The organism is Phenylobacterium parvum (assembly GCF_003150835.1).
Classification (GTDB): Bacteria; Pseudomonadota; Alphaproteobacteria; order Caulobacterales; family Caulobacteraceae; genus Phenylobacterium; species Phenylobacterium parvum.
Genome location: NZ_CP029479.1, coordinates 1,729,835 through 1,756,779 on the forward strand (window position 1 = coordinate 1,729,835; position 26,945 = coordinate 1,756,779).

19 protein-coding genes are annotated in these 26,945 nt (G+C 68.6%); 11 read left to right on the forward strand and 8 right to left on the reverse strand.

Annotated features, from left to right (window positions below; translation table 11 throughout):
• Positions 1 to 57: 57 nt before the first annotated feature.
• The 6 genes from HYN04_RS08305 to HYN04_RS08330 are packed head-to-tail and all read left to right on the forward strand — an operon-like array spanning position 58 to position 7,708.
• Positions 58 to 1,008, forward strand: a complete 951-nt coding sequence (locus HYN04_RS08305) for an ArsR/SmtB family transcription factor (protein ID WP_110450331.1) — start codon at positions 58 to 60, stop codon at positions 1,006 to 1,008.
• The gene (gene metF / locus HYN04_RS08310; protein ID WP_110450332.1) at positions 1,005 to 1,910 is read left to right on the forward strand and encodes a methylenetetrahydrofolate reductase [NAD(P)H]; all 906 of its coding nucleotides are present in this window, start codon (positions 1,005 to 1,007) and stop codon (positions 1,908 to 1,910) included. Before HYN04_RS08305 ends, metF begins: the two co-directional genes overlap by 4 nt.
• Positions 1,907 to 2,767: a subclass B3 metallo-beta-lactamase gene (gene bla, locus HYN04_RS08315; RefSeq protein WP_110450333.1), complete on the forward strand. Its 861-nt coding sequence runs from the start codon at positions 1,907 to 1,909 to the stop codon at positions 2,765 to 2,767. The genes metF and bla overlap by 4 nt, the downstream gene beginning before the upstream one ends.
• The gene (locus HYN04_RS08320; protein ID WP_110450334.1) at positions 2,764 to 3,825 is read left to right on the forward strand and encodes a homocysteine S-methyltransferase family protein; all 1,062 of its coding nucleotides are present in this window, start codon (positions 2,764 to 2,766) and stop codon (positions 3,823 to 3,825) included. The genes bla and HYN04_RS08320 overlap by 4 nt, the downstream gene beginning before the upstream one ends.
• Positions 3,822 to 6,479: a methionine synthase gene (gene metH, locus HYN04_RS08325; protein ID WP_110450335.1), complete on the forward strand. Its 2,658-nt coding sequence runs from the start codon at positions 3,822 to 3,824 to the stop codon at positions 6,477 to 6,479. The genes HYN04_RS08320 and metH overlap by 4 nt, the downstream gene beginning before the upstream one ends.
• A 2-nt stretch (positions 6,480 to 6,481) precedes the next feature.
• Entirely contained in the window at positions 6,482 to 7,708 is a 1,227-nt protein-coding gene (locus HYN04_RS08330; RefSeq protein ID WP_162599602.1) for an MFS transporter, read from the forward strand.
• A 110-nt stretch (positions 7,709 to 7,818) separates the two neighbouring features.
• Here the strand turns inward: HYN04_RS08330 and HYN04_RS08335 are convergent, their stop codons facing one another.
• The 4 genes from HYN04_RS08335 to ettA form a co-directional block, all read right to left on the reverse strand.
• Complete coding sequence (locus HYN04_RS08335; protein WP_162599603.1) at positions 7,819 to 8,442, reverse strand: TetR/AcrR family transcriptional regulator; 624 nt, start codon at positions 8,440 to 8,442, stop codon at positions 7,819 to 7,821.
• 17 nt (positions 8,443 to 8,459) lie between these two features.
• Positions 8,460 to 9,248 (reverse strand): SDR family NAD(P)-dependent oxidoreductase, encoded by a 789-nt coding sequence (locus HYN04_RS08340; RefSeq protein ID WP_110450338.1) that lies wholly within the window; start codon positions 9,246 to 9,248, stop codon positions 8,460 to 8,462.
• 12 nt (positions 9,249 to 9,260) lie between these two features.
• The gene (locus tag HYN04_RS08345; protein ID WP_110450339.1) at positions 9,261 to 9,689 is read right to left on the reverse strand and encodes a tautomerase family protein; all 429 of its coding nucleotides are present in this window, start codon (positions 9,687 to 9,689) and stop codon (positions 9,261 to 9,263) included.
• A gap of 402 nt (positions 9,690 to 10,091) precedes the next feature.
• Positions 10,092 to 11,759 (reverse strand): energy-dependent translational throttle protein EttA, encoded by a 1,668-nt coding sequence (gene ettA, locus HYN04_RS08350; RefSeq protein WP_110450340.1) that lies wholly within the window; start codon positions 11,757 to 11,759, stop codon positions 10,092 to 10,094.
• A 165-nt stretch (positions 11,760 to 11,924) separates the two neighbouring features.
• Here ettA and HYN04_RS08355 point away from each other — a divergent pair, with 165 nt between their 5' ends.
• The 5 genes from HYN04_RS08355 (at position 11,925) to HYN04_RS08375 (ending at position 20,086) form a co-directional block, all read left to right on the forward strand.
• Complete coding sequence (locus HYN04_RS08355; protein ID WP_162599604.1) at positions 11,925 to 12,650, forward strand: ABC transporter ATP-binding protein; 726 nt, start codon at positions 11,925 to 11,927, stop codon at positions 12,648 to 12,650.
• The gene (locus HYN04_RS08360; RefSeq protein WP_162599605.1) at positions 12,647 to 15,022 is read left to right on the forward strand and encodes an ABC transporter permease; all 2,376 of its coding nucleotides are present in this window, start codon (positions 12,647 to 12,649) and stop codon (positions 15,020 to 15,022) included. The genes HYN04_RS08355 and HYN04_RS08360 overlap by 4 nt, the downstream gene beginning before the upstream one ends.
• A 4-nt stretch (positions 15,023 to 15,026) precedes the next feature.
• A complete protein-coding gene (locus tag HYN04_RS08365; protein WP_110450342.1) occupies positions 15,027 to 16,181 on the forward strand; it encodes an efflux RND transporter periplasmic adaptor subunit in 1,155 nt (384 codons plus the stop codon).
• A gap of 123 nt (positions 16,182 to 16,304) precedes the next feature.
• Positions 16,305 to 18,617: a TonB-dependent receptor gene (locus tag HYN04_RS08370; RefSeq protein WP_110450343.1), complete on the forward strand. Its 2,313-nt coding sequence runs from the start codon at positions 16,305 to 16,307 to the stop codon at positions 18,615 to 18,617.
• A 146-nt stretch (positions 18,618 to 18,763) separates the two neighbouring features.
• Complete coding sequence (locus HYN04_RS08375) at positions 18,764 to 20,086, forward strand: alpha/beta hydrolase (protein ID WP_110450344.1); 1,323 nt, start codon at positions 18,764 to 18,766, stop codon at positions 20,084 to 20,086.
• A 6-nt stretch (positions 20,087 to 20,092) separates the two neighbouring features.
• Here HYN04_RS08375 and HYN04_RS08380 read toward each other — a convergent pair whose 3' ends face one another.
• The 4 genes from HYN04_RS08380 to HYN04_RS08395 form a co-directional block, all read right to left on the reverse strand.
• Positions 20,093 to 20,986: a hypothetical protein gene (locus HYN04_RS08380; RefSeq protein WP_110450345.1), complete on the reverse strand. Its 894-nt coding sequence runs from the start codon at positions 20,984 to 20,986 to the stop codon at positions 20,093 to 20,095.
• A gap of 114 nt (positions 20,987 to 21,100) precedes the next feature.
• Positions 21,101 to 24,403, reverse strand: coding sequence for an amidohydrolase family protein (locus tag HYN04_RS08385; protein ID WP_110450346.1), 3,303 nt, complete (start codon positions 24,401 to 24,403; stop codon positions 21,101 to 21,103).
• A gap of 173 nt (positions 24,404 to 24,576) precedes the next feature.
• Complete coding sequence (locus HYN04_RS08390; RefSeq protein WP_110450347.1) at positions 24,577 to 25,806, reverse strand: acyl-CoA dehydrogenase family protein; 1,230 nt, start codon at positions 25,804 to 25,806, stop codon at positions 24,577 to 24,579.
• A gap of 14 nt (positions 25,807 to 25,820) precedes the next feature.
• Entirely contained in the window at positions 25,821 to 26,939 is a 1,119-nt protein-coding gene (locus tag HYN04_RS08395) for an acyl-CoA dehydrogenase family protein (protein WP_110450348.1), read from the reverse strand.
• Positions 26,940 to 26,945: the final 6 nt, after the last annotated feature.

The following is a 26,945-nucleotide window of genomic DNA, read 5'->3' on the forward strand; positions in this document are numbered from 1 at the left end:
CCCGGGGCCGGTTCGCCGAAGGTTGACATAAAGACATAAAGATATCTTTATGCGCTCATGCTGAGCGCCCCCCGCACCGTCGATGTCCTGCGCGCCGCCGGGGAGCCCTCGCGTTTGAGGATCCTCGCCCTGCTGGCCCAGGAAGAGCTGGCGGTCCTGGAGATCTGCAAGGTGCTGGACCAGAGCCAACCCAGGGTCTCGCGGCACCTTCGGCTCCTGGCGGAAGCGGGCCTGGTGGAACGGTTCCCGGACGGCGCATGGGTGTTCTACCGCCCCTCGGGAAGGAGCGAGGCCCGCACCCTGGCCGACCAGGTGCTCGCCGCCCTCGACCCTTCCGACGCCGCCCTGGCCAGGGACGCCGAGCGGCTGGAGGCTGTCCGGACCGAGCGCCGGGCGGCGGCGGACCAGTACTTCGCACGCAATGCCTCGACCTGGGATGAAATCCGCTCGCTGCATGTGGCCGAGGACCGGGTGGAGGCCGCCATCCTGCGGGCTGCGGGCCCGGGCCCCTTCGGGCGCCTGGTGGACCTGGGAACCGGCTCTGGCCGGATGCTCACCCTGTTCGGAGACAGGGCCCGGTCGGGAATCGGGCTCGACCTTTCGCAGCAGATGCTCAACGTCGCCCGCGCCCGGGTCGAGGCGGCGGGCCTGGACTCGGTCGAGCTTCGGCATGGCGACATCTTCGCCACCCGCCTTCCGGATGGCTGCGCCGACCTCGTGGTCGTGCATCAGGTCCTCCACTACCTGGGCGACCCCGCCGCTGCGGTGCGCGAGGCGAGCCGGCTGACCGGCCCGGGCGGACGCCTGGTCCTCATCGACTTCGCCCCCCACGCCCTGGAGATGCTGCGCGAGCAGCACCAGCACCGGCGCCTTGGATTCTCCGCCGCCGAGATGAAGCGCTGGCTGTCCGCCGCCGGCCTCCGCCAGGTGGAGCTGGAAACCCTGCCTCCGGCTCGCGCCGAGGGCCTGACCGTCTGTGTCTGGACCGCTCAAAGGAGCCCTGCATGACCGAACCCGCCCTCGGGCCCATCGCCCGCGCCGGGGCCGGCCTGGCCCAGCCTCCCCGCGTCTCCTTCGAGTTCTCGCCGCCCAAGACCGAGGAGGCCGAGGTCGCCCTCTGGGAGGCGATCCGCCGCCTCGCCCCCCTGAACCCGGCCTTTGTCTCGGTGACCTACGGCGCCGGGGGCTCGACCCGCGACCGCACCCACCGGACGGTCAGCCGCATCCTGGCCGAGACGCAACTGGCCCCCGCCGCCCACCTGACCTGCGTCGACGCGAGCCGCGCCGAGGTGGACGACGTGATCCGAGACTATTGGGACGCCGGGGTCCGGCACATCGTGGCCCTGCGCGGCGATCCGCCCGGCCAGATCGGCGGGGTCTATGTCCCGAGGCCTGACGGCTACGTGAACGCCACCGAGCTGACCGCGGGAATCCGCGCCATCGGCCCCTTCGAGGTCAGCGTCAGCCTCTATCCCCAGACCCACCCCGAAAGCGGATCGGTCGATCACGACATCGACGTCCTGAAGGCCAAGATCGACGCCGGGGCGACGCGGGCCATCACCCAGTTCTTCTACGACACCGACGGCTTCCTCCGGTTCATGGACCGGGTCCGCAAGGCCGGCGTCACCATCCCGATTTCGCCGGGCATCATGCCGGTCTCGAACTTCAAGGGCCTGAAGCGCATGGCGGGGCCCGTCGGCATCCCCCTGCCCGGCTGGCTGGGCGCCCTGTTCGAGGGCCTGGACAAGGACCCGGAGACCCGCCGAATGATCGCCGCCGGCGTCGCCGCCGAGATGTGCGTGAAGCTGGCCGAGGAAGGCTATTCCGACTTCCACTTCTACACACTGAACCGGGCCGACCTGGTCTACGCCATCTGCCGGATCCTCGGCCTCCGGGAGACCGCCGAATGAGACTCGCCCTGCTCACCGGCCTGCTGGCCGCCGGCGCCGCCATCGCCGCGCCCACAAGCCCGCCGGAGTGGAGCGCCCCGACCGATCCCTTCCGGGTGGCCGACAACCTCTACTACGTGGGTACGGCGGGGATCTCGGCCTGGCTCATCACAACGCCCAAGGGGCACATCGTGATCGACGGGGCCATGCCGACGAGCGCGCCCCTGATCCAGTCCAGCATCCGCCGGCTCGGCTTCCAGCCGAAGGACGTGAAGATCCTCCTGAACACCCACGCCCACTTCGACCACACGGGCGGGCTGGCCGACCTCAAGCGCGACACCGGCGCCCGCCTGCTCGCCAATCCCGCTGACCGGAAGGCCCTGGAGACCGGGACCTATCCGGGCTGGGAAGAGAACCGCGGACTCGACTTCGCCCCCGTCAAGGTCGATGGCGACCTCAAGGATGGGCAGCCTGTCCGCCTCGGCGACGCAGTCCTGACTCCCCGCTTCACCCCGGGCCATTCCCCCGGCTGCACCACCTGGACCTTCCAGGTGAAGGACAAGGGCCAACCTCTGAACGCACTTCTCTACTGCTCCACCTCGGTGGCGGCCAACCGGCTTGTCTCGCGCGAGCGAGGGCCACAATACCCAGGTATTGTCGGGGACTACCGCCGGAGCTTCGCCCTGCTGAAGACCTTCAGGGCCGATGTCTTCCTGGCGCCCCACGCCGAGCAGTTCGGACTTCCGGAAAAGCGCGCGCGGCTGAAGGCGGGCGGCGCCAACCCCTTCGTTGACCCTGGCGAACTGGCCCGTCGGGTCGCCGCCAGCGAGGCCGACTTCAACCGTGAACTGGCCCGCCAGGAGGCCCGAGCGAAATGACCCGCGCAGAGCGCATCGCCGCCCTCAAGGCCGCCTCCCGGGAGCGCATCCTGGTCCTCGACGGCTCCTGGGGCGTCATGATCCAGAAGCGCGGCCTCGACGAGGCTGACTACCGGGGCGACCGCTTCGCCGGCCATCCCGGCCAGCTGAAGGGCAACAACGACCTCCTCTGCATCACCCGTCCGGACATCATCACCGAGCTGCACGACGCCTATTTCGGCGCCGGGGCGGACATCTCCGAGACCAATACCTTCTCGGCCACCACCATCGCCCAGGCGGACTACGGCCTGGAGGCAGCGGTGCGGGACATCAACCTGGAGGGCGCCCGCCTGGCGCGGGCCTCCGCCGACCGCTGGACCGCCGCCGAGCCGCACAAGCCCCGCTTTGTGGCCGGCTCCATCGGGCCGCTGAACAAGATGCTGTCCATGTCGCCGGACGTGAACGACCCCGGCGCCCGCTCGGTCACCTTCAAGGAGGTCTACCAGGCCTATCGCGAGCAGGTCATCGCCCTGAACGAGGGCGGGGTCGACCTCTACCTGGTCGAGACCATCACCGACACGCTGAACTGCAAGGCGGCCATCAAGGCCATCCTGGACCTCGAGGACGAGGGCTACGAGCCCCTGCCGATCTGGATCTCGGGCACCATCACGGACCGGTCGGGGCGCACCCTCTCCGGCCAGACCGTCGAGGCTTTCTGGAACTCCGTCCGCCACGCCCGGCCCTTCGCCATTGGCCTGAACTGCGCCCTGGGCGCGGACCTGATGCGCCCCCACATCGCCGAGTTGTCCCGGGTGGCCGACACCCTGGTCAGCGCCTATCCCAACGCGGGCCTGCCCAACGCCATGGGCGAGTATGACGAGCAGCCCCACGAGACCGGGCACTCGCTGCACCAGTGGGCCGAGGACGGCATCGTCAACATCGTCGGCGGCTGCTGCGGCACGACGCCGGAGCACATCGCCCACGTGGCCCGGGCGGTGCAGGGCCTCAGCCCGCGCAAGCCAGCCGAGCGCCCGCGCGCCATGCGCCTGTCCGGGCTGGAGCCCCTGGAGCTGTCATGAGGCCGACCTTCGTCAACATCGGCGAGCGGACAAACGTCACCGGCTCCGCCCGCTTCTGCAAGCTCGTCGCCGAGGGGAACTATCCCGAGGCCCTGTCCGTCGCCCGCCAGCAGGTAGAGGCCGGCGCCGCCATCATCGACGTCAACATGGACGAGGGCCTGCTCGACTCCGTGCGGGCCATGACCACCTTCCTCAACCTGATCGCCGCCGAACCCGACATCGCCCGGGTGCCGGTGATGATCGACTCCTCCAAGTGGGAGGTGATCGAGGCCGGCCTGCGGTGCGTGCAGGGCAAGGCCATCGTCAACTCCATCTCCCTGAAGGAGGGCGAGGCGGCCTTCCTGAAACAGGCCCGGGCGTGCCTGCGCTATGGCGCAGCGGTGGTGGTCATGGCCTTCGACGAGAAGGGCCAGGCCGACACCCTGGCGCGCAAGACCGAGATCTGCGCCCGCGCCTACAAGACCCTGGTGGACGAGGTGGGCTTCCCCCCCGAGGACATCATCTTCGACCCCAACATCTTCGCAGTCGCCACCGGGATCGACGAGCACGACAACTACGCCGTCGACTTCATCGAGGCGACGCGGTGGATCAAGGCTCACCTGCCCCACGCCCGGGTCTCGGGCGGAGTCTCCAACGTCTCGTTCAGCTTCCGGGGCAATGAGCCCGTGCGGCGGGCGATCCACGGGGTCTTCCTGTACCACGCCATCGGCGCGGGCCTGGACATGGGCATCGTCAACGCGGGCGACCTGCCGGTCTACGATGACATCCCAACCGAGCTGAGGGACGCCGTCGAGGACGTCATCCTCAACCGGCCCCGGCGCGACCCGGCCCTGTCCAACACCGAGCGGCTGGTGGAACTGGCGCCGGCCTACAAGGGCGGCAAGACCGAGGCCAAGGGCCCCAACCTGGCCTGGCGCGAGGCGCCGGTGGCCGAGCGCCTGGCCCACGCCCTGATCCACGGGGTCACCGATTTCATCGAGGCGGACGTGGAAGAGGCCCGGCTGGCGGCGGGGCGGCCCCTGGAGGTCATCGAAGGCCCCCTGATGGACGGCATGAACCGGGTCGGCGACCTGTTCGGCGCAGGCAAGATGTTCCTGCCCCAGGTGGTGAAGTCGGCGCGGGTCATGAAGCAGGGCGTGGCCTGGCTCCTGCCCTTCATGGAGGCCGAGAGCGCCGGCCAGGAGCGCCAGAGCGCGGGCCGGATCCTCATGGCCACCGTCAAGGGCGACGTCCACGACATCGGCAAGAACATCGTCGGCGTGGTCTTGCAGTGCAACAACTACGAGGTCTTCGACCTGGGCGTGATGGTCCCGGCGGACCGCATCCTTGACGAGGCCGAGCGACTGAAGGTGGACATGGTCGGCCTGTCCGGCCTGATCACGCCCAGCCTGGACGAGATGGTCTTCGTGGCCTCGGAAATGGAGCGGCGGGGCTTCCGCATGCCCCTGCTGATCGGCGGCGCCACGACATCCAAGACCCATACGGCGGTGAAAATCGCCCCCGCCTACCCCTCGGGCTCGACCACCTACGTCCTCGACGCGAGCCGTGCCGTGGGGGTGGTCTCCGCCCTCCTCTCCCCCACCGAGCGCGACCGCTTCACCACCGAGACGACGGCCGAGTACGCCCGGGTGCGCGAACAGTTCGAGCGCGGCCAGGACAACCGGGGCCGCATGACCCTCGCCGACGCCCGCAGGCGCGCCTTCGCCACAGACTGGAGCCGGACAGTCCCGGCGAAGCCATCCTTTACGGGGCTCCGGACCTTCGAGGACTGGGACCTGACGGACCTGGCCGAGCACATCGACTGGACCCCCTTCTTCGCCAGCTGGCAGCTCTTTGGCCGCTTCCCGGCGATCCTCGAGGACGAAGTCGTCGGTCAGGCCGCGCGGGACCTCTATGCCGACGGGCGGCGGATGCTCGACCGGATGATCCAGGGCCGCTGGCTGACGGCCAAGGCGACGGTCGGATTCTGGCCGGCCAACGCGGACGGCGACGATATCCTCATCTACGCCGACGAGGCCCGCACCGAGGTCGCAGGGCGCTTCCACACCCTGCGCCAGCAGATGGTCCGCAGCGAGGGCGACCGGGCGAACCTGGCCCTCTCCGACTTCATCGCCCCGGTCGGCGGTCCGCCGGACTGGCTCGGCGGCTTCGCAGTCACCGCCGGCCATGGCGAGATCGAGATGGCCGAGCGCTTCCGCCGCGACGGCGACGACTATTCCGCCATCCTGGCCACCTCCCTGGCCGACCGCCTGGCGGAGGCCCTGGCCGAGGCCCTGCACCGCAAGGTCCGCACCGAGCTCTGGGGCTATGCGTCCGATGAGGTCTTCGACCTGGAGTTCCTGATCGGCGAAAAGTATCGGGGCATCCGGCCTGCCGCCGGCTATCCGGCCCAGCCCGACCACACCGAGAAGGCCGAGCTCTTCCGGCTCCTGGAGGCGGCGCCGAGGACGGGGATCACCCTGACGGAGAGCTTCGCCATGGACCCGCCTTCCAGCGTGTCCGGCCTCTACTTCAGCCACCCGGAAAGCCACTATTTCGGCGTCGGTCGGATCGATCGCGACCAGGTGGAGGACTACGCGCGCCGCAAGGGCTGGGACCGCTCCACGGCGGAACGCTGGCTGGCGCCGATCCTCAGCTACACGCCGGCGGGGTGACCGTGGCGGCGGCGAAGTCCCGGGACTTCAACCGCCTCTGGGCGGCGCAAGCCATCTCGGCCTTCGGCGCCCGCATCGCCCGGGAAGGCCTGCCCATCGCCGCCATCACGACCCTGGCCGCCTCTCCCGCCTCGCTGGGCCTGCTGTCGGCCCTGACCGGGCTCGCCTCCCTCGGGCTGGGCCTGTCAGCAGGCGGGTGGGTAGACCGCCAGCCGCGGCGCCGGGTCCTCGTCGCCATGAACCTGGTCCGGGCCGCAGCCCTCGCCGTCATTCCCCTGGCGGCCCTGGCGGGGTTCCTGACCCTACCGATGATCCTGGCTTCGGGAACCGTCATCGCAGGCGCCAGCACCGTCTTCATCATGGCCGAGCACGCCATTCTGCCGGGCCTCGTGGCGAAGGAGCACCTACTGGGCGCCAACGCCCGCCTTTCAGCTACGGACTCCGTGGCGGAGATCGGCGGGCCCGCCCTGGCCGGCGTTCTCTTTCAACTCCTGACCGCGCCCCTGGCCGTGGCGGCGACGGCGATGACCTGGCTGGGATCCGCCTTCCTGGTGCTTCGGATCCGTGGCGAGCGGCCGCCCGTTCCGGAGGCGAGCGGCGCCGAGCCCGGCCTGTCTGTCCTCTCCGGCTTCCGGACCGCCTGGGCGGACCCCGAGGTCCGGGTCCTCTTCCTCATCCAGCTCGCCTGGGGCCTGACCGGCGGCGTCTTCGGCAGCCTCTACGTCCTGTTCGCGCTGAAGACGCTGCACTTGCCGACGGGCCTGTTGGGCCTGGCCATCGCCTGCGGGGGCCTCGGCGCCCTGGCCGGCGCGGCGGCGGGCCCGGCCCTGGAGCGGCGGCTGGGCGCCGGCCGGACCCTGACCCTGGTCCTGCTGCTGGGCGGGCTGGTGAACCTGGCCATCGGCCTGGCGCCCGCCGGCGTCCGGGGCGGCATGACGGCGCTGGTCGCCACCCGGTTCCTGGGCGACCTCTTCGGGGTGACCGCCATGATCCTGATGTCGAGCCTGAGGCAGGCGCGGATCGAGGCCGATCACCTGGGCCGGGTGTCAGGGGTGTTCGAGGCAGCCGCAGGCGGAATGGCGGTGGTCGGCGCCCTCGGCGGGGCCCTGCTGGCGGAGGCGGCGGGCGTCCGCACGGCCATGCTGGCGGCGGCCATCCTCAGCCTCGCCCTGCCCGCCCTGTGCGCCGCCAGCCCCCTGGCGCGGGCGCGGCTTCCGGTGAGCGGGTGAGCCCAGCCTCGAGACGATTTGGAACTGACGACATCGGCTGAAGGGGATGTCGGCGACTTGAAGTTGAAGACCACAACCTCTCGAAGGCGCTCCACCTTCGGGCTCTGACACTAACCACCGAGGTCCGATGTCCCTTGCCCTCGCCAAGGCCGCGTCGCCAGGCACAACGCCGCTTCGCGGCCTTCGCGCATCAAGCGCTCGGCCGCCAGGTCGTCGGTTTCGATCCGCATGAGCTGAAGAACGCCCATCATCAATGCAAACACCGCGCCGGCCCGGGACGTCCGATCGCCAGCGTCGCCGCCCTCCGGCAGCAGATCGGCAATAAGCTGGATGAGACGGCCAGACTGAATTCCGAAGCGCGCACGGGTGTCGAGACCTTCCCGAGCAATCTCAGGCGCCAGCGAAGCCGCGGTGCAACCCATGCCAACGGAAGATCGGTGGCGCTCGCGCAGGTAGGTCGCGATCAGGGTCTCAAGCTTGCGATCGCTCGGCGCCGCGGCGAGTACGGTTTCAAAATAGCCGATGGTGCTTTCGGCTGCGACTTCGACGGCGGCTGCGACGAGGTCCGCGCGGGATGAGAAGTGAGCGTAGAAGCCACCGTGGGTCAGACCGGCATCAGCCATCAGCGCCCGCACGCCGACCGCAGCGATGCCCTCGCGTCGAAACCGCTCGGCGGCGTTCTTGAGGATGGCTTCGCGGGCCCTCTGTTTGTGCCCCTCTCTGTAGCGCGCCACGTCGATCCTCTGTCAGTTCAACCGTCGCGATAACGCGGGGCGATCTCACCACTCATCGCCTCGCGCAGGTAGGCCCTTCGCATGGCTTCGACATCGCGCCAAGGATCGGGGGATGCAAGCGTGGGCGTGATTACCTCTTCGCCGAGAGCCACACCCGCCAGCGCCGCATCAACTAGCGCTTCAGGAGTGATGTAGGCTTGGTCTGGAAAGACCGAGTCGCTCAGCCCCTGCGACGAAAAGAACTCTGTTCGCACCGGGCCTGGAAGCACGGCATGAACACCAATGCCGGCGCCTTCGAGTTCCAGGCGAAGCGAGCGTGTGAAGTTCAGCACATACGCCTTCGAGCCGCTATAGGCGCCGCCGCCTGAGCTCGGCATCAGCGCCATGATCGAGGCTATGTTGACGAGTGTCCCTCCGCCGAGACTTCGAAAGCGGGCGATTGCCGCCAGCGACAGGCGCGTCAGCGCGATGACGTTGACTCGGATCAACGCCTCCTGCGCATCAGGCGGAACGATCGACGTCGGCCCGAGGGCGCCCACGCCGGCATTGTTTACAAGAAACGAGACCGGAATTTCGGCAATGCGGGCTTCGACATCGGCCAGGTCGTCCGCCCTTGTGAGATCCGCGACAAGCGTCGTCACGTCGACGCCGGCATCCGCCTGCAGTCGCTCGGCAAGGGCCCGGAGACGATCGCCGCGGCGCGCCACGAGGAGCAGGTCGTAGCCTCGGCTTGCGAGGCGGGTTGCAAATGCGGAACCGATGCCGGAGGAGGCGCCGGTGACAACGGCGATGCCCAGGTGACCCATGATGCGTTCTTGCTATTCGTGCGTGCGGGGCGAGGCGCGGTTCTCTTCGCGCCAGCGAACCTCGTCCGGTGTGCCGGCGCGGGGTGGGTAGAAGCCGTTGATCGACCAATAGTCGAAGGGCGTCTCATCGACGTGGAATTCCCAATCCAGCCCACGGTCAGCAACATAAGGCTTCAGGATGGCGTTGATCCTGTCGATGAAGCGGCGACTGGCCTCGAGCGAAGGGAAGCTCCGGGCAATATGCTCCATCACGATCCGGACGAACTGTCCGGCAGGCTTTCCGCCGACGAAAAACTGCGTCGGATCGACCGGTTCAAAGATGATCCCGACGTAGAACCGGGGCATCACTGCGCCGTAAACGGCCGTAAGGCTTTCAGCGAGTTCCGCCTTATCGGTTTCGGAGAAGGCGCCGGGCGGGTGGTAGATCTTCCAGAGAGGCATGCGTTTTCAGGCTCCGGGAAAAACGGATGACTAGTACAATTACAACCGTAATCTTCTTGAGCCTGAAAGGTATGTCAATCGTAATTTAACGAGGCATGCGATCGACAGGCGGATTCATGGCCCGCGCCCAAGCGGGGCTCGCCAAAGGCGTGTGGAATGAGCAGGCCGCTGCCTGAGGCCGTGGCGGAGCTCAGCCTCGCCCTGCCGGCCCTGTGCGCCGCCAGCCCCCTGGCGCGGGCGCGGCTGCCCTCGGCCTGACAGCCAACGCTCGGCCCCCGTAGACCCCCTCCGGCCCGCTTCGCGGTCCACCTCCCCCTTGGGGGAGGAATTACAGCGCCCAATTGCTCCCCCAAGGGGAGCTCCGGGCGAAGCCCGGTGAGGGGGTCAACCGAGCTTCGAACCCTACCGCGAGAACTTCTGGAACTTGATCCGGTGGGGGATCAGGCTGTCGGCGCCCAGGCGGCGCTTCTTGTCCTCTTCGTAGGCCTCGAAGTTGCCCTCGAACCACTCGACATGGCTGTCGCCCTCGAAGGCCAGGATGTGGGTGGCCAGGCGGTCGAGGAACCAGCGGTCGTGGCTGATCACCACGGCGCAGCCGGCGAACTCCTCCAGGGCCTCCTCGAGGTTCTGCAGGGTCTCGATGTCCAGGTCGTTGGTCGGCTCGTCGAGCAGGATGACATTGCCGCCGGTGGTCAGGGTCTTGGCCAGGTGAACGCGGTTGCGCTCTCCGCCGGACAGCTGGCCCACCTTCTTCTGCTGGTCGCCGCCCTTGAAGTTGAACGAGCCGACATAGGCCCGCGTGTTGATCTCCCGCTTGCCCACCGCAAGGATGTCGAGGCCGCCGGAGACCTCCTGCCAGACGGTCTTGTTGGGATCGAGGGCGTCCCGGCTCTGGTCGACATAGGCCAGCTTGACGGTCTCACCCAGGCGGAAGGTCCCCTCGTCGGGCTGCTCCTGGCCGGTGATGATCCGGAACAGGGTGGACTTGCCGGCGCCGTTGGGACCGATCACGCCGACGATGCCGTTCGGCGGGAGTTTGAACGAAAGGTCCTTGAAAAGAACCTTGTCGCCATAGGTTTTTGAAAGGTGGGAAGCTTCCAGCACCACATTGCCCAGGCGAGGGCCGGGCGGGATCTGGATAGCCGCGAAGGTCTGGGCCTGGCGGGAGCTTTCCTGTTCGGCGACCATGCGCTCATAGGCGGCGAGACGGGCCTTGGACTTGGCCTGGCGGGCCTTGGCGCCGGACCGCACCCACTCCAGCTCGCGGGTCATGGCGCGCTGGCGGGCCTCGCTCTCGGACTGCTCCTGGACGATGCGCTTGGTCTTCTGCTCCAGCCAGCCGGAGTAGTTGCCCTCGTATGGAATGCCCTTCCCGCGGTCGAGCTCCAGGGTCCACTTGGTCACCTGATCGAGGAAGTAGCGGTCGTGGGTCACCAGGATGACGCAGCCAGGGAAGGCCTCCAGGTGGTGCTGCAGCCAGGCCACGCTTTCGGCGTCGAGGTGGTTGGTGGGCTCGTCCAGCAGCAGCATGTCGGGCTTGGACAGCAGCAGGCGCGCCAGGGCCACGCGGCGCTTCTCCCCGCCTGACAGGTTGTCGACCGGCCAGTCGTCCGGCGGGCAGCGCAGGGCGTCCATGGCCATCTCGACCTTGGAGTCGATGTCCCACATGTCGCCGGCGTCGATCTGTTCCTGGAGGGTGGTCATCTCCTCCATGAGTTCGTCGGTGTAGTCCTCGCCCAGCTGGCCGGCGACCTCGTTGAAGCGGGCGACCAGGCGCTTTTCCTCGCACCAGGACTCCACGTTCTGACGGACGTTCAGGGTGGAATCCAGGTGGGGCTCCTGCTCGAGGTAGCCCATCTTCACGCCGTCGGCCGCCTTGGCCTCGCCGCTGAACTCCTTGTCCAGGCCGGCCATGATCTTGAGCAGGGTCGACTTACCCGAGCCGTTGACCCCGACCACGCCGATCTTGGCGTCCGGGTAGAAGGACAGCCAGATGTTCTCGAACACCTTCTTGCCGCCGGGAAAGACCTTGGTCAGGCCCTGCATCTGGAAAATGTACTGCTGCGCCATGGGGCGTACGGGCTCGCGGATCGAGGAGTGGGGAGGCCCGCCAGATAGCCCCACGGCGGGGCCGGCGCAATGGGAGGGGTCCCACGGAGATGCGCCCGGGGAAGGGCTCGTCTAACCTGTACTTCCTGAGGGGCCCACGCAGGCCCAGTCGCGAGGAGACCGCCCGTGATCGCCACGGCGCCCGCCGATCCACCCGTTCTGTGCACCCGGGCGCTCTCACGGACCTATGGCGACGGGTCCGCCGCCGTGCATGCCCTGCGGGAGATCGACCTTGAGATCGGGGAAGGCGAACTGATCGTCCTGCTGGGGCCTTCAGGATCGGGGAAGTCGACCCTGCTCAACATCCTGGGCGGCCTCGACCGGGCCACCTCCGGCGAGGTGCGGTTCCGCGAGACGGAGCTCACGGCCCTGGACGACCGAGCCCTCACGGCCTTCCGCCGCCAGAGCGTCGGCTTCATCTTCCAGTTCTACAACCTGATCCCCAGCCTCACGGCCCGGGAGAACGTGGACCTGGTCCGCGAGATCGCAGACTCGCCCCTTCCGGCCGAGGAGGCCCTGGAGCTGGTGGGCCTGGCTGGGCGCATGGATCACTTCCCGGCCCAGCTTTCCGGCGGCGAACAACAGCGCGTGGCGGTGGCCCGAGCCCTGGCCAAACGGCCAGCCCTCCTGCTCTGTGACGAGCCGACCGGGGCCCTGGACCTCAAGACGGGGATCCGGGTGCTCGAGGCCCTGGTGGAGATCAACAGCCGCTATGGTTCGACCACCCTGATCGTCACCCACAATGCCGACGTCGCCCGGCTGGGAGACAGGGTGATCCACTTCCTGGACGGGCGGGTCCGCGCCATCGAGACCAACGCCGCCCGCGCACGGCCTTCGGACCTGACCTGGTGAGGCGGGGCCTGCACCCGCTGGACCGGAAGCTCCTGAGGGACGTCTGGCGCATGCGGCTGCACGCCGTCGCCATCGCCCTGGTCCTGGCCTGCGGGGTCTCCATCCTTGTCATGGCCGCGGGGATGCGCGCCTCGCTCGATCAGACCCGGCGCGACTATTACGCCGCCTATCGCATGATGGACCTCGCCGCGGCTCCGGTACGGGCGCCGGACCGGGTTGGCGACGCCCTCGCCAGCCTGCCCGGCGTGCGGGCGGTGGAGACACGGGTGACGGGCTTCGCCCTCCTGGACATTCCCGGGCAGGTCGAACCGGCCTCGGCTCGGCTCGTCTCCCTGCCCGTCGAAGGGCGGCCCCGCGTCAACGACCTGGCCATGACCCGCGGCCGGTGGCCGGATCCGGACCGGCCGGACGAGGTGCTTGTCAGCGAGGCCTTCGCCAACGCCCTGGGCCTGCAGCCGGGCGGGTCGCTGTCGGCGGTCGTGCATGGCCGACAACGGAGGCTGGAGGTCGTCGGGATCGCCAACAGCCCGGAGTTCGTCTTCGTCGCAGCGCCAGGGGAGATGTTCCCGCAACCGGAGCGGTTCGGGGTGGTCTGGATGGGGCGAAGGGCCCTGGCCCGGGCCTTTGATCTGGAGGGCGCCTTCAACGACGCCGCCTTCCGCCTGGACCCTGGCGCCGACCCCGCGCGGGTGATCCGGGCGATCGACGCCCTGCTCGCCCCTCATGGATCGGGGGGCGCCTTCGGGCGCGACCGGATGATGTCCGACCGGTACCTGAGCGAGGAACTCCGGCAACTGTCGACCATGGCGATCTTCCTGCCCGCCATCTTCCTCCTGGTGGCGGCCTTCCTGGTCAACATCGCCCTCGGCCGGATGATCGCCACCGAGCGATCGAACATCGGGCTGCTGAAGGCCTTTGGTTACGGCGACCTGGCGGTGGCCAGCCACTACGCCCGCAGCGCCCTCATGATCGGGGCCCTGGGCGCCCTGCTGGGGACCGGAGCGGGACTGGCCCTGGGGGTCAAGGTCGCCGAGCTGTACCGGGCCTACTACCACTTCCCGAACCTGGCCTTCACCCTCTCTCCCGCCCTCATGGCCGGGGCCTGGGCGGCGGCCCTCCTGGCCGTTGGCGCCGGGGCTGCGATCGCCGTCCGCCAGGCCGTGCGCCTGCCACCCGCCGAGGCCCTCGCTCCGCCGCGCCCGCCGGCCTACACGCGCTCGAAAGGCTGGCCGGCCGCCCTGGTCCTGCGTCTCGACGCCAAGTCCCGGATCATCCTTAGGCGCATAGGCCGTTTTCCGAGGCGGGCCCTGAGTACGGCGGCCGGCATCGCCATGGCCATCGCCCTGCTGGTCGTCGCCGGCGCCTTCCCGGCGGTGATGGACCGCCTGCTCTCGGTGCAGTTCTCGGAGGCCAACCGTCAGGACGTCACCCTGACCTTCGCCCAGCCCCTTGGCTCTGGAAGCTTCCACGCCGTCGCCCGACTGCCTGGGGTCCGGGCGGCGGAACCCTTCAGGGGTGAGGAAATGCGTTTCCGGAGCGGGGCGCGGGAGGTCCGCGAGGTGCTCATCGGGCTGCCGGTCGACGCCCGCCTCAGCCGACCCGTGGACCGGACGGGACGGGCCGTCGATCCGCCGGCATCCGGCATCGCCCTGTCGCGCGCCCTCGCCCGCCGCCTTGATGTCGCGCCGGGCGATGTGGTCGAGGTGATCCAGGTTTCAGGGCGCCAGGTCCGGACGCCGGTTCGGGTATCCCGGATCGTGGATCCCCAGGTCGGCTCGGCGGCCTACATGAACCTCGAGGCCCTTGGCAGACTGGTGCGCGAGCCAGACCGGATCTCCGGCGTGCATGTCCGGCTCGATCCTGCCCGCTACGCCGAGTTCAACGCCCGCATCAAGGCCACTCCGGCCCTGGCGGGCGCCAGCTTTGTCCGCCAGGCCGAGGCCTCGATGCGCCGGGCCTACGACCAGGGCGTCGGCGTGATGACCTCGATCTACATGGTCTTCGCCGCGGTGATGGCCGGAGGCGTCGCCTTCTCCGCCTCGCGGGTGACCCTGGCGGAGCAGGAGCGTGACCTCGCCACGCTCAGGGTCCTGGGATTCACCCGGGGTGAGGCCTCCTACATTCTGATGGGTGAACTGATGGTCCTGTCCCTCCTAGCGATCGCGCCGGGCTGCCTGCTGGGGACCGGGCTGTGCATCGCCCTCATGCGCCTCTTCCAGACCGACATGTACAGCTTCGACTTCGTCTTCAGTCCGGGCGGGTATGGATTCGCCATCGGATTCACCCTCTTGTGCGTAGGGGTGACCGGGCTGATCGTGCGGACGGGGGTGGACCGCCTCGACCTGGTGGCCGTCCTCAAGGCCCGGGACTGAACCCATGACCACCAGACCCATCTCCCGACTGTCCCTCGCCTCAGGGTTCTGGCTGGCGGCCGGGCTCGCCCTGGTCCTTGGGATCGCCTGGCTGGCCTGGCCCCGCCCCCTGAAGGTGCAGACCGAGCCGGTCGACCGGGGGCCTGTCGCCATGACCCTGGTGGACGAGGGAAAGACGCGAATCCACGACGTCTTCACCCTGGTCGCGCCAGTCGGCGGCGACCTGCGACGCATGACCCTTCACGCCGGCGACGCCGTGGCCCGCGGGCAGGTCGTTGCCACACTCGGCCCCGCGGATCCGTCCCTGCTGGACGCCCGGACCGCCGCTGCGGCGAACGCTGCGGTGAGCGCCACCCGGGCGGGCCTGGCCTCGGCCGAGGCCGACGCGGACCTGGCGCAAAGGGACCAGGCGCGGGTGGCGCGTCTGGCGGCCCAGGGCTACGCTTCGCGGGCGGCGCTGGACGCCGCTGACGCCGCCCTCCGCGCCGCCCGGGCGCACGTCGCCGCCCGCAAGGCCGAGCTCGCCGGCGCCCAGGCCCAGGCCAGCCAGCCGGCGGCGGCCAGCCGGGGGGAAACCGTGGTCCGGAGCCCGACCGGCGGCCGGGTCCTGAGGATCCTACAGGAGAGCGGCGGCGTGGTGGCCGCCGGAACACCCCTGGTGGAGATCGGCGACCCCGCGGGTCTGGAGGTCGTCGCCGATTTCCTGTCGCAGGACGCCATGCAGGTGCGCCCTGGCGCGCGCGCCGTGCTTGAGGGATGGGGCGGCGATCCGCCTATCCCCGCAAGCGTCCTGAGGGTGGAGCCCTACGCCCGGACGCGGACCTCGGCCCTTGGAGTGGAGGAGCAGAGGGTCGGCGTCATCCTGCGGCTGTCAGACCCGGCTTCGGCCCCTTCCCTCGGGCATGGCTTCCGCGTCGACGTCCGGGTCACCTTGAGCGAGGTCACCGACGCCCTGCGCGTCCCCGCCGACGCCCTCGTCCGACAGGGGGACGGCTGGGCCGTCTATCGGGTCCAGGGCGGCCGCGCCCGGCTGACGCCGGTCCGGATCGGGATCGGCGATGACCGCCATCGGGTGGTGCTGGGCGGTCTCTCCGCCGGTGACCAGGTGGTGCTCTATCCTGCTGCGACCCTCAAGGACGGAGCCCGGGTGAGTTCCTGACCTCCGGCCACCTCCCGGAGTGATCCGTCAAGAGACTGTCACCCAAGGGTCGCCGATGTGTCGCAGGCCCTCCCTAGGTTCCGCCCCACTCGGCCGGGTGAACGGTCGGAATCGGGGACCACCATGAAATCAGCTCTCATCTCGGGCGCCTCCGCCCTCGCTCTTGTTCTCGCCGCCTCCACCGCCAGCGCTGCGGATGACTCCGCGACGGTCGACGAACTGGTCGTCTACGGCAAGGGCGAGAGCCGGCAGGTCCAGGCCCTCACCGTCGAGGAAATCGAACGTGCCGCGCCTGGTTCCAGCCCCATCAAGATGGTCGAGAAGCTGCCCGGCGTGAACTTCCAGGCCGCGGACGCCTTCGGCGCCTACGAGTGGTCGACCCGGATCTCCATCCGGGCCTTCAACCAGAACCAGCTGGGCTTCACCCTCGACGGCGTCCCGCTCGGCGACATGAGCTATGGCAACCACAACGGCCTGCACATCAGCCGGGCCATCGCCACGGAGGACCTCGCGGGCGTGGAACTGGCTCAGGGCTCCGGCGCGCTCAGCGTCGCCTCCACCTCGAACCTCGGGGGCGCCCTGAAGTTCACCAGCCGGACGCCGACCGCCGACATGGGCGCCGACGTCGGTCTCACGGTGGGCTCAAGCTCCATGCGCCGGCTCTTCGTCCGCGCGGACACCGGCGAGCTGCCCGGCGGCGGCCGTGGGTCGATCAGCTACGCTGACCAGAAGGCGGACAAGTGGAAGGGCCAGGGTGAGCAGAAGCAGAAGCAGATCGACCTGAAGTTCGTCCAGCCGATCGGCGACTTCACGGTCACGGCCTTCTACAACTACTCCGAGCGGCGCGAGAACGACTACCAGGACCTGTCCCTGGACATGATCTCCCGTCTCGGCTCTGATTGGGACAACAATACCGGCCGCTGGGCCGAGGCCGTCCAGATCGCCCGCGCCTACCAGACCGCCTCGAACTATGCCGGCCCGAACCCCATCCTTGACGGGAACGGCTGCTACACCGGGTCCGGTGCGAACCCCTACCCGGGCAAGGTCAAGTGCGTGGATGACGCCTACTACGACGCTTCGGGCCTGCGCGACGATACCCTCTGGGCCCTCACCACCGCGGGTCCCGTGGCCGGGATCGACCTGACCGCCACCGTCTATGGCCACACCAATGACGGCCAGGGCATTTGGTACACGCCCTACGTGGCCTCGCCGAACAACAACGTCCCCGGCGCCACCAGCCAGAACGCCCCGATCTCGACCCGGACGACCGAGTACACCATCGACCGGATGGGCCTGATCCTCGGCGCCGCCTTCGACCTGGGCGACCACCGGATTTCGGTCGGGGGTTGGCTGGAGTCCAACGACTTCAGCCAGTCGCGGCGCTTCTATGGACAGAACCTGGCTTCGCCGTCCTCGTCCCTGAGCTTCTTCTCCGGGCCCTTCTTCACCCAGTGGTCGGGCGACTTCGAAACCGACACCCGGACCTTCTACATAGAGGACGCCTGGACCGTTTCCGACCAGCTCAAGGTCAACTTCGGCTTCAAGTCGGTCAGCGTCGAAAGCAGCACCGTGACGGTGGTGGGTTCGCCTGTGATCAATGGATCGATCACTTCCGAGGAGTCCTTCCTTCCTCAGGCTGGCTTCACCTGGTCCCTTTCCGACGACAGCGAACTGTTCGCGAGCTATGCGAAGAACATGCGGGCCTTCGCAGCGGCAAGGACCGGCCTGTCGCCCTTCGCCACGACCCAGCCCGGCTTTGATGCGATCCGCGGAAAGCTCCAGCCGGAAACGTCCCAGACGCTGGAAGGTGGCTGGCGTTACCGTTCAGGTAATTTCCAGGGCGTAGCGGCCCTGTACTACGTCAAGTTCGACGATCGCCTGATCGGCACCTCCGCCGGCGCGGGAATCGTCGGCAGCCCGACCATCCTCTCCAACGCCGGCAGCGTGACGGCCAAGGGCTTCGAGGCGGCCGGAACGTTCGAGGTGAACGACGACTGGAGCCTCTTCGGTTCCTACGCCTACAATGACAGCACCTATGACGACGACATCCGGAACGCCGCCGGCGCCGTGACCCAGAGGATCAGCGGCAAGACCACGGTGGACTCGCCCAAGCACCTCTTCAACGCCGAGGTCAGCTTCGATCGTGACGGCTGGTTCGCCGCCCTGAACGTGCATTACGTCTCGGAACGGTACTTCACCTACACCAACGACAAGTCGGTCCCGTCCACCACCACCGCCGACCTGTCCCTTGGCTACCGCTTCCAGGGTGAGGGCCTGACCGAAGGCCTGGAGATCCAGGCCAACATCACGAACCTGACGGACGAGAGCTACGTCTCGACCATCGGTTCCAACGGCTTCGGCTACGCGGGCGACAACCAGACCCTGCTGACCGCAGCGCCTCGCCAGGCCTTCGTAACGGTGCGCAAGCGCTTCTGATCCTCTTCCCGAGGCAACCCCGACTGGCCCCGCCGTTACCGGCGGGGCCACTTTTTTTGTCGTGGGAGCTGAGTTCGGGAAGCCCCCCTTGCGCGCTGAGGGGACCCTTGTACGTGTGGAGGGTGAATCTCGGCAGGAGTGACCGGATGCCCCTCCATCGACTGATCCGCCTATCGGCCACCCTGGCCTTCGGGCTCGTCCTGCAGGCCTGCGCGGGCAAGGCGCCGCCGAGCCTCGCCCTCATGCCCGCGCCGGAAGCCTTCGACAGCGGGGCCTTCGACCGGGCGGCCGACGATCGCCCCGTCGGTGAGATCCCTGATGGGGGCCTTCTCTACGCCACTGGACGGAAGAAGAGCGAAGGCAACGCCCCGGGGGATTTCTACACCACCGAGCGTAGTCTCGTGGTCCATCTTGGCGAGGCCCGGGTGAGCGTAAGCAATCCGAGCATCACCTGGCGACAGGCGCGCGACATGGCCCTGCTCAAGACCCAGTCCAAGGAATACCCCATCGTCGTTTCCGGGGTCACGGAGTATGGCGTCCTCGACCGGTCCCTGACGCCCTACGTGGACGCAGGCCAACAGGCCGCGCCGCCGGCCGAGGCGACGGCGCGGTTCGCCGCCGAGGTGAACCGAAGGCTGGAGCGCACCCGCCAGAAGGACGTCTACATCTATGTCCACGGCTACAAGGTAACCTTCGACAATCCCGTCCTGGTGGCGGCGGAGATGTGGCACTTCATGGGCTACGAGGGCGTCTTCATCGCCTATTCCTGGCCCGCGACGCCCCAGGCCACGGCCTATGTGGGCGACGTCGACACCGCCATGGGCATGGCCCGGAACCTTCGGGAACTGGTGCACATGATCGAGACCGAGACCAATGCCGAGCGGATCCACATCATCGGCTACAGCGCCGGAACCCGACTGGTGAGCCGGACCCTCGAGCAGATGGCGCTGATCAACCGGGGACAACCGGCGGACGGACCTCGCTATGGCTCCAAGCTCGAGAACGTCTTCCTGATCTCCAGCGACGTCGACCGGTCCGTCTTCGGCGCCTACATGGCGGACGGGATCCTGGACGTCTCCCGGCACCTGATCATCTACGTCTCGAAGAAGGACGAGGCCCTGCGGATCTCGGAGGAAATCACGGGCCACCAGCGCCTGGGAGAAGCCCTGGACCCCGATAAGGTCCCTTCGGCCTTGGCCGGCCTGCTCAAGGATCGCCGGGACCGGATCTCCTACATCGACGTCTCCGATGCGCCAGAGATAGAGGCCGGAAATGGGCACGGCTATTTCCGCGGCAGCCCCTGGGTGTCGAGCGACCTCATGATGAAACTGATGTACCGCCTTCCGCCGGAAGTCAGGGGTCTGGTCCGGGATCCATCGACTGGAATCCTCTCCTTCCCGGCCGACTATGACCAGCGCATGCGCCGGGCCCTGCAATACGTGTCTTCAGGGCGCATCCAGGAACCCTGAGAAACCTCAGGGCGTCATGCAGTGCCGGGTGACGGCAAGGATATCGAGAAGCCCGGCCTGGCCCGCCAGGACGACGGTCGCAATGGCTAGGAGCAGGGCGAGGGTCCGGACTCTCCGGCGGCGCGCGGGAAATGAAAGCCAGGACAGCAGCCGACCTGGAGGGGTCGGCCTCGGTCCCGCCGTGGCGGGATGAAGGACCGACCAGGACTGGGAGATATCGATCGTGTCCCGGGCCAGGAGAACCAGGCAGAAGAGCGCCACGAAGCCAGGCTGGAGGCCCGCCTCGCCCCGCGCAGGACAGACCTCTCCCGCGGAACGGAAGACCGTGTAGAGACCAAACAGCACGACCATGCAGGCGCTGTTCAGGAGCAGCCAGAAGACGCGTACGGCATCGATCGCGTCCGCCTGGGGGTCTGCGGTCTCGGGGGACGCGCCGGGTCGACCACCGCTGGGCCAGGACAGGAAGAGCGTGTTCGCCAGCAGGAAGAGCGACCCCGCCAGCACGAACCAGGTGAATCCCACCTGCTCGAAGGCTTCTGCGCTCAGGGCCTGGGCCATCAGGAAGATGGGCGCCATGGCGAGCAGACCCCGGACGAGGTCGAGCAGGAAGAGCGGAGGCCGGACCTCCACCAGCCCGTTACGCCTGTAGATGACGTCGAGATAGCGATCAGTCTGGTAGTGGAAGAGGCTCAGGGTGACGACGAAGGAAAAGGTCACCAGGGCGTGCAGCGCAAAGCGCGCCGGGTCAAAGCTGAGGCCGACAAGCCCGGAATGGACCTTGTCGTAGGCTCCGGTGAAGACGAGGCCGAAACTGAGGCCGAAGACGACCGCATAGAGCGATCGCAGGTTGTCCACCGACCGGTCCGATTGCCGGCGGAACGCCTCTTCCTGACTGTTCATGCGAAGCCTCAAACCCTGAGCCTGATTGCCACCGGCGAGGCGCCGCGGCAAGACGCAGAGCCCGAGAGCCGGCGAAGGTTTCCCGAACCCGGACCGGGCCGACGGTTTCCGGACCTAGCCGTCATCCTGATCTGAGTGGGCGCCCGCGCCGCCGCCCGCCGGACCCATGTAGCCCTGGGCGCCGTCCGCGCCTTCCCACCAATAGGCGGGGCGCTTCCGGGCGCCGGTCAACTCCTCGTTGAGGGTCGCGGCGTCCAGCAGACGGCCTCCGATCATGACCTTGCTGACCTTGTCGGAGTTCCGGATGTCCTGGGTCGGATCGGCGTCGAGTACGACGAGGTCGGCCAGCTTGCCAGGCTCCAGGCTTCCGATGTCGCCGTCGTAGCCCAGGCTGCGCGCCGCCTCGATCGTGCCCGTGCGCAGCGCCTCGACCGGAGTCATGCCGCCGCGGACGAAGGACCACAGCTCCCAGTGCGCGGCGATGCCCGGCTCCTGGCCGTGGGCCCCGATCGAGACCGGCACGCCGCGGCGCGCCAGCTTGGCGGCCTCGCGGGCGCTGTCGTCGTCCTTGTAGTCGCCTTCAGGCGCAATCTCGCGGCGGGCGTTGGCGGCGGTCAGGATCGCCGCCGGTTCATGCTTCTGCAGCAGCGGATGCTTCCACACCTCGGTGTGAGAGCGCCAGTAGGGGTCGCCCGCCGGGCCGCCATAGGTCACCACTAGGGTCGGGGTGTAACCCGTCTTCGACTGGCTGAAGAACTGCAGCACATCCTCGTAGATCACGCCGAGGGGCAGGTTGTGCTCCACCGTGGTGTTGCCGTCGGCGATCAGGGTCATGTCGAAGCCGAAGAGCGAGCCGCCCTCGGCCACCGAACGCATCCCCTCGGCCAGGGCCGCCGCCGTCACCTGCTGGCGCTGGTCTCGCCGGGGCTGGTTGTAGTTCTTCAGGCTGTGGGCGCCCTGGGCCTTGAGGCGGCGGACATGGGCGAGCGCGTCCTCGTAGCTGTCGATCTGCGCATAGACTCCGGCCTGGCGAGCGCCATAGACGATCTCTGCGGTCGAGAAGGTGCGCGGACCGAGGATCGCGCCAGTGCGCGTCATCTCGAGAGCCGGGAAGACTGTGCGGGCGCTGCTCGAGGGATCGTGCCGGGTGGTCACGCCCAGGGCCAGGTTGACCATTTCCGCCCAGTTGGCCTGGGGGGTGATCTCGTCGATCCCATAGGGTCCGTGGGCGTGGGCGTCGATCAGGCCCGGGATCACGGTCTTGCCCGTCGCGTCGAGGGTCGGCGTGCCGGGCGGGATCGCCACCTCGCCGCGCCGTCCGACAGCCTTGATCCGGTCGCGCTCGACCAGCACCACGCCATCCTCGATGACGCCGCCGTCCGCACCCTTCATGGTGACCACACGCGCACCGACGATTGCGATCCGGCCCGTGGGCTTGTCCGCGGTCATCCGCATCGAGAGGGAGACACCGGCCTTGGGCGGCTCGAACTTCGGGGCTTTGGCGCCCTTTGCCAGCGGGGCGTCGGCGAACATGGCGGCCCGGTCGGCGCTGAACACGGTCGGACCAAGAGACCAGTTCAGGCGCTTACCGCCCTCGCTCCAGTGGATCCAGTCGGCCCCGTCGCCGCTGACCTTGACGACGGGAAGCGCACCGCCCTTGGGGGACAGCGAGACTTCCTGTGCGCCCGGCGTCATGGGGGTGACGTAGGCCTGGTAGTTCTGGCGGAAGGCCAGGAACCGGCCGTCGGGCGAGACCCGGTAGTCATTGACGAGTTCCCCGCGGGCATGGACGCGGCGCGCCTCGCCGTTCAGGTCAACGCTGACCAGTCGGCTTTCCTTGGGATCGCCCTCCATCACGAAGATGCGGTCACTGGGGACGCCGAACTGGGCGTTTCCACCACTCTCGGTAACCCGGGCGATCTCGCCGCCGGTCGCTGCAACCCGGTAGACACCGGTCTCGGCCGATCCGCGTGGGCTGGAGAGGTAGCCGCCGCGATCCTTCTCGAAGACCACGATCCCGCCATCGGGGGAGAACCGCGGCCGGGCGTAATGGCCTGCCGGCGTCAGGGCCGTGGATTTGCCGCCGGTCGCCGCAATGATGCGGACTTCGCCCAGGCCGGCGTCAGTCCAGCGGACATAGACCAGCTTACGGCCATCGGCCGACCAGGAGGGATAGGCCTCCATCGCCGCATCGTCCCGGGTCAGGCGACGCGGCTCGCCGCCCGTCATCGGCTTGATCCAGAGCTTGCCGAGGGTCTCGAACACCACCGACCGGCCGTCGGGCGAGACGCTGGCCCCGCGCGGCATCTTCGTTTCGAACACGTCCGGCGCCACGGCGACCGGCGGGCGCGGCGGATCGATCAGGCCGCGCGTGTCGGAGATCCTGAAGGGAATGACCCTGCTCGTTCCGGAAGCCAGGTCGATCCGGTTCAGCTTGCCGGCGGCCCAGACCACGACACTGGCCGAATCCGGGGTCCAGGCCAGGTTGGGATACACGCCCGTCACGGCCCAGGTTTCCTGCATGTCCATGTCGAGCGCGTCGTAGACCTTTCGGTCCTCGCCCGTGGCGAGATTGCGGACATAGAGCCGTGGCTGGGTCGCCTCGCGGCGGACATAGGCGATCCACTTGCCATCCGGCGAGGGGGTGGGACGCACGGCGCCGCCTTCACCGCCGATTACGCGCTCGGTCTTGCCGGTCGAAAGGTCGTAACGGTCGATAGCGAACAGCTGGGTATTGCTGTTCTGGGCGTACTCGAAGATCGGGCCCGGCGTGGTGTTGAGCGTAAAGTAGACGTGGCGACCGTCTGGGGCGAAGATCGGCTCGCCCAGTTCCTTCTGGTGCTGTTCGCTGGGGCGCTTGACCAGCAGCACCCCGTCCCCGCCGGAGACATGGTACATCCACACCTCGCCCGTACCGAGCGAGCGCTGGGTGGTGAAGTGCTTCTTGGCGACGATGTACTGGCCGTCCGGGCTCCAGCTGGGCTGGTTCATCAGGCGGAAGCTTTCCTGGGTCAGCTGGCGCTTGTCGCTTCCGTCGCGGTTCATGATCCAGATGTTGTCGCCGCCGCCCCGGTCCGAGGTGAAGGCGATCCGCCTGCCGTCGGGGGAAAAGCGCGGCTGGGTCTCGTAGGGCAGGCCCTCCGATATCCGGGTCGGGACGCCGCCGCTGATCGGCAGTGTGTAGATGTCGCCCAGGAGGTCGAACACCAGGGTCCGCCCGTCGGGGCTGACGTCCAGGTTCATCCAGGTGCCTTCCTCGACCGCAATCGGGACCTCGCGCACCTTCATCCCGGGCGGAGCGGCGACGTCCCACTTGGGCGCATCCTTGGCCTCCTGGGCGTGAGCGGCGGCCGGAAGGGCGGCAGCGAGGCCAACCGCCAGGGCGAGACGCGAAGCGGTGCGGGCAATGGTCTTCATCGGTGGAATCTCCCCGAGGCTGGCCGAGGACTCTCGGCCAGGCGCTGGAACTGTCAATGCGCCCTTCGGCGAAGGTCGCTTCCACCGGACGCCGTCAGATCAGAACCCGACCCAGAGCGCCCTCCGCCAGCGCTCGCAAGGCGCTGGCGGAGCGGCCTTTGGGATTATTGAGCTCAGCGCCCGGTCGGCACGTCCTTGAAGGGGACGTCCTTGTCGAGCCGGATGTCTCCGGGCAGGCCCAGGACGCGCTCGGCGATGATGTTTCGCAGGATCTCGTCGGTGCCGCCGGCGATGCGCAGGCCCGGGGCCATCATCAATGAGCCGTGGAAACCGCCCGACAGGGGGGCGAGGTCCGGGTCATTGATGATCCCGTACTGATCCAGCATCTCCACCGCCTCGTTGGCCAGGTCCTGCATGAGGGTGGCCGAGACGATCTTGCCGATGGAGCTCTCCGGTCCCGGGGTCTGGCCTTTGGACAGGGCGGTCATGGTCCGGTTGCGGGCGTGGCGCAGGCCCTCGGCCTGGACATACCAGTCCGCCAGCTTCTCGCGGACCGCGCCTTCCTGGAGCAGGGGGGCGCCGTCGGAACCGGTGGTGTCGCGCGCCGCCTCGAGGAACTGGGACCAGCCCGCCCCGGTGGCGCCGCCAACGGCCAGGCGCTCGTTCATCAGGGTGACCAGGGAAACCTTCCAGCCGTCGCCCACGCCGCCCAGGCGCTGGCTGTCCTTGACCCGGACGTCGGTGAAGAAGACCTCGTTGAAGCCCGAGCCGCCGGACATCTGGTGGATCGGACGGACCTCGACGCCGGGGTCCTTCATGTCCACCCAGAACATGGTCAGGCCCTTGTGCTTGGGCAGGTTCGGGTCGGTGCGGACGATGACAATGCCGAAGTCCGAGAACTGGGCGCCGGTGGTCCAGACCTTCTGGCCATTGATGATCCAGTCGCCCGAGCCGTCCGGCGCCTTCTCGGCGCGGGTGCGGGCCGCCGCCACGTCGGAGCCGCCGCTGGGCTCGGAGAAGAGCTGGCACCAGATCTCCTCGCCGCGGATGGCCGGCGGGCCGAAGCGGTCCTTGGTGGCCGGGTCGGCGAAGTTCATCACCGTGGGCACGCACATGCCCAGGCCGATCTGGAACGGGTTGGAGGGGATTGGGTAGCGCGCCTCTTCCTCACCGAAGATCACGCTGTCGATGGGCGTGCCGCCCTGGCCGCCCCACTCCTTGGGCCAGGTGATGCAGGCGAAGCCGGCGGCGGCCTTCTTGGCCTGCCAGGCCTTGGCGGCGGCGAGGTCGCCCCCGCCCTCCCCGTCATCGTTCGCGTCGCGGGTGCGGGGCGCGTTGGCCTCCAGCCAGGTCCGGACCTTCTGGCGATAGGCGGCTTCTTCGGGCGTATCGTTGAAATCCATGATCGGTTTCCTTCTCAGGCGGCCGCGTTGCGGCGTTCGAGGTGGCTGACGAGACGGTCCTTCCAGACCCGGGGGGCGCCGGCGACCAGGGAGAGCTGGCGCGAGCGGCGATAGTGCAGGTGGCAGTCCACGGCCCAGGTGAAGCCGATGCCGCCGTGGGTCTGGATGTTCTCCTTGGAGCCGAACCAGTAGGCCTCGGAGGCCGCGATCCGGGCGGCGCTGGCGGCCACCGGCAGTTCCGGGGCGTTGGTGTTGAGGGCCCAGGCCCCGTAGTAGGCGTTGGAGCGGGCCAGCTCGTTCTTAACGTACATGTCGGCCAGCTTGTGCTTGATGGCCTGGTAGCTGGCGATGGTGCGGCCAAAGGCGAAGCGCTCCAGGGCGTATTCCTTCGCCATCTCCAGGGCGCGGTCAGCGCCGCCGGTCTGCTCGAAGGCCAGGAGGACCGCGGCCCGGTCCAGGACCTGCTCGACCAGGGACAGGCCCTCGCCCGCACCGCCAAGGCGCTCGGCCGGGACCTTGTCGAAGACCAGCTTCGCTGCATCCCGCGAGGGATCCAGGGTGGAGAGGGTCTCGCGGGTCACGCCGGCGGCCGACAGGTCGACCAGGAACAGGCCCGGCTGGCCGCCTTCCTTGGCGAGGACCAGGACATGGGTGGCGATCCCGCCGTCGGTGACGGGGATCTTGGTCCCGGAGAGACGGCCGCCCTCGACCGTGGTGCGGATGGCGGACGCCGCAAGGGCGCCAGGGCCCTCGGAGGTGGCCAGAGCGCCGATGACGTCGCCGGCGGCGATGCCCGGCAGGACGGCGGCCTTCTGGGCCTCGGAGCCCGCGAGCATCACGGCCTCGGCCAGGACATAGACGGTGGACGCGAAGGGGATGGGCGCCACGGCCCGACCCAGCTCCTCGGCGATGACGCAGAGCTCAAGACGGCCAAGGCCCAGGCCGCCGTGCTCCTCGGGAATGGCGGCGCCCAGCCAGCCCTGGCCGGCGACAGCCTTCCAGAGCTCGGCATCCCAGGTCACCGAGGGATCGTCGATCACCTTGCGGACCCGGCTCGTCGGGCAGTTGGCCTCGAGGAAGCGCCTCGCCTCGTTCTTGAGGAACTTCTGGTCCTCGGAGAAATCGAAATTCATGGGCTC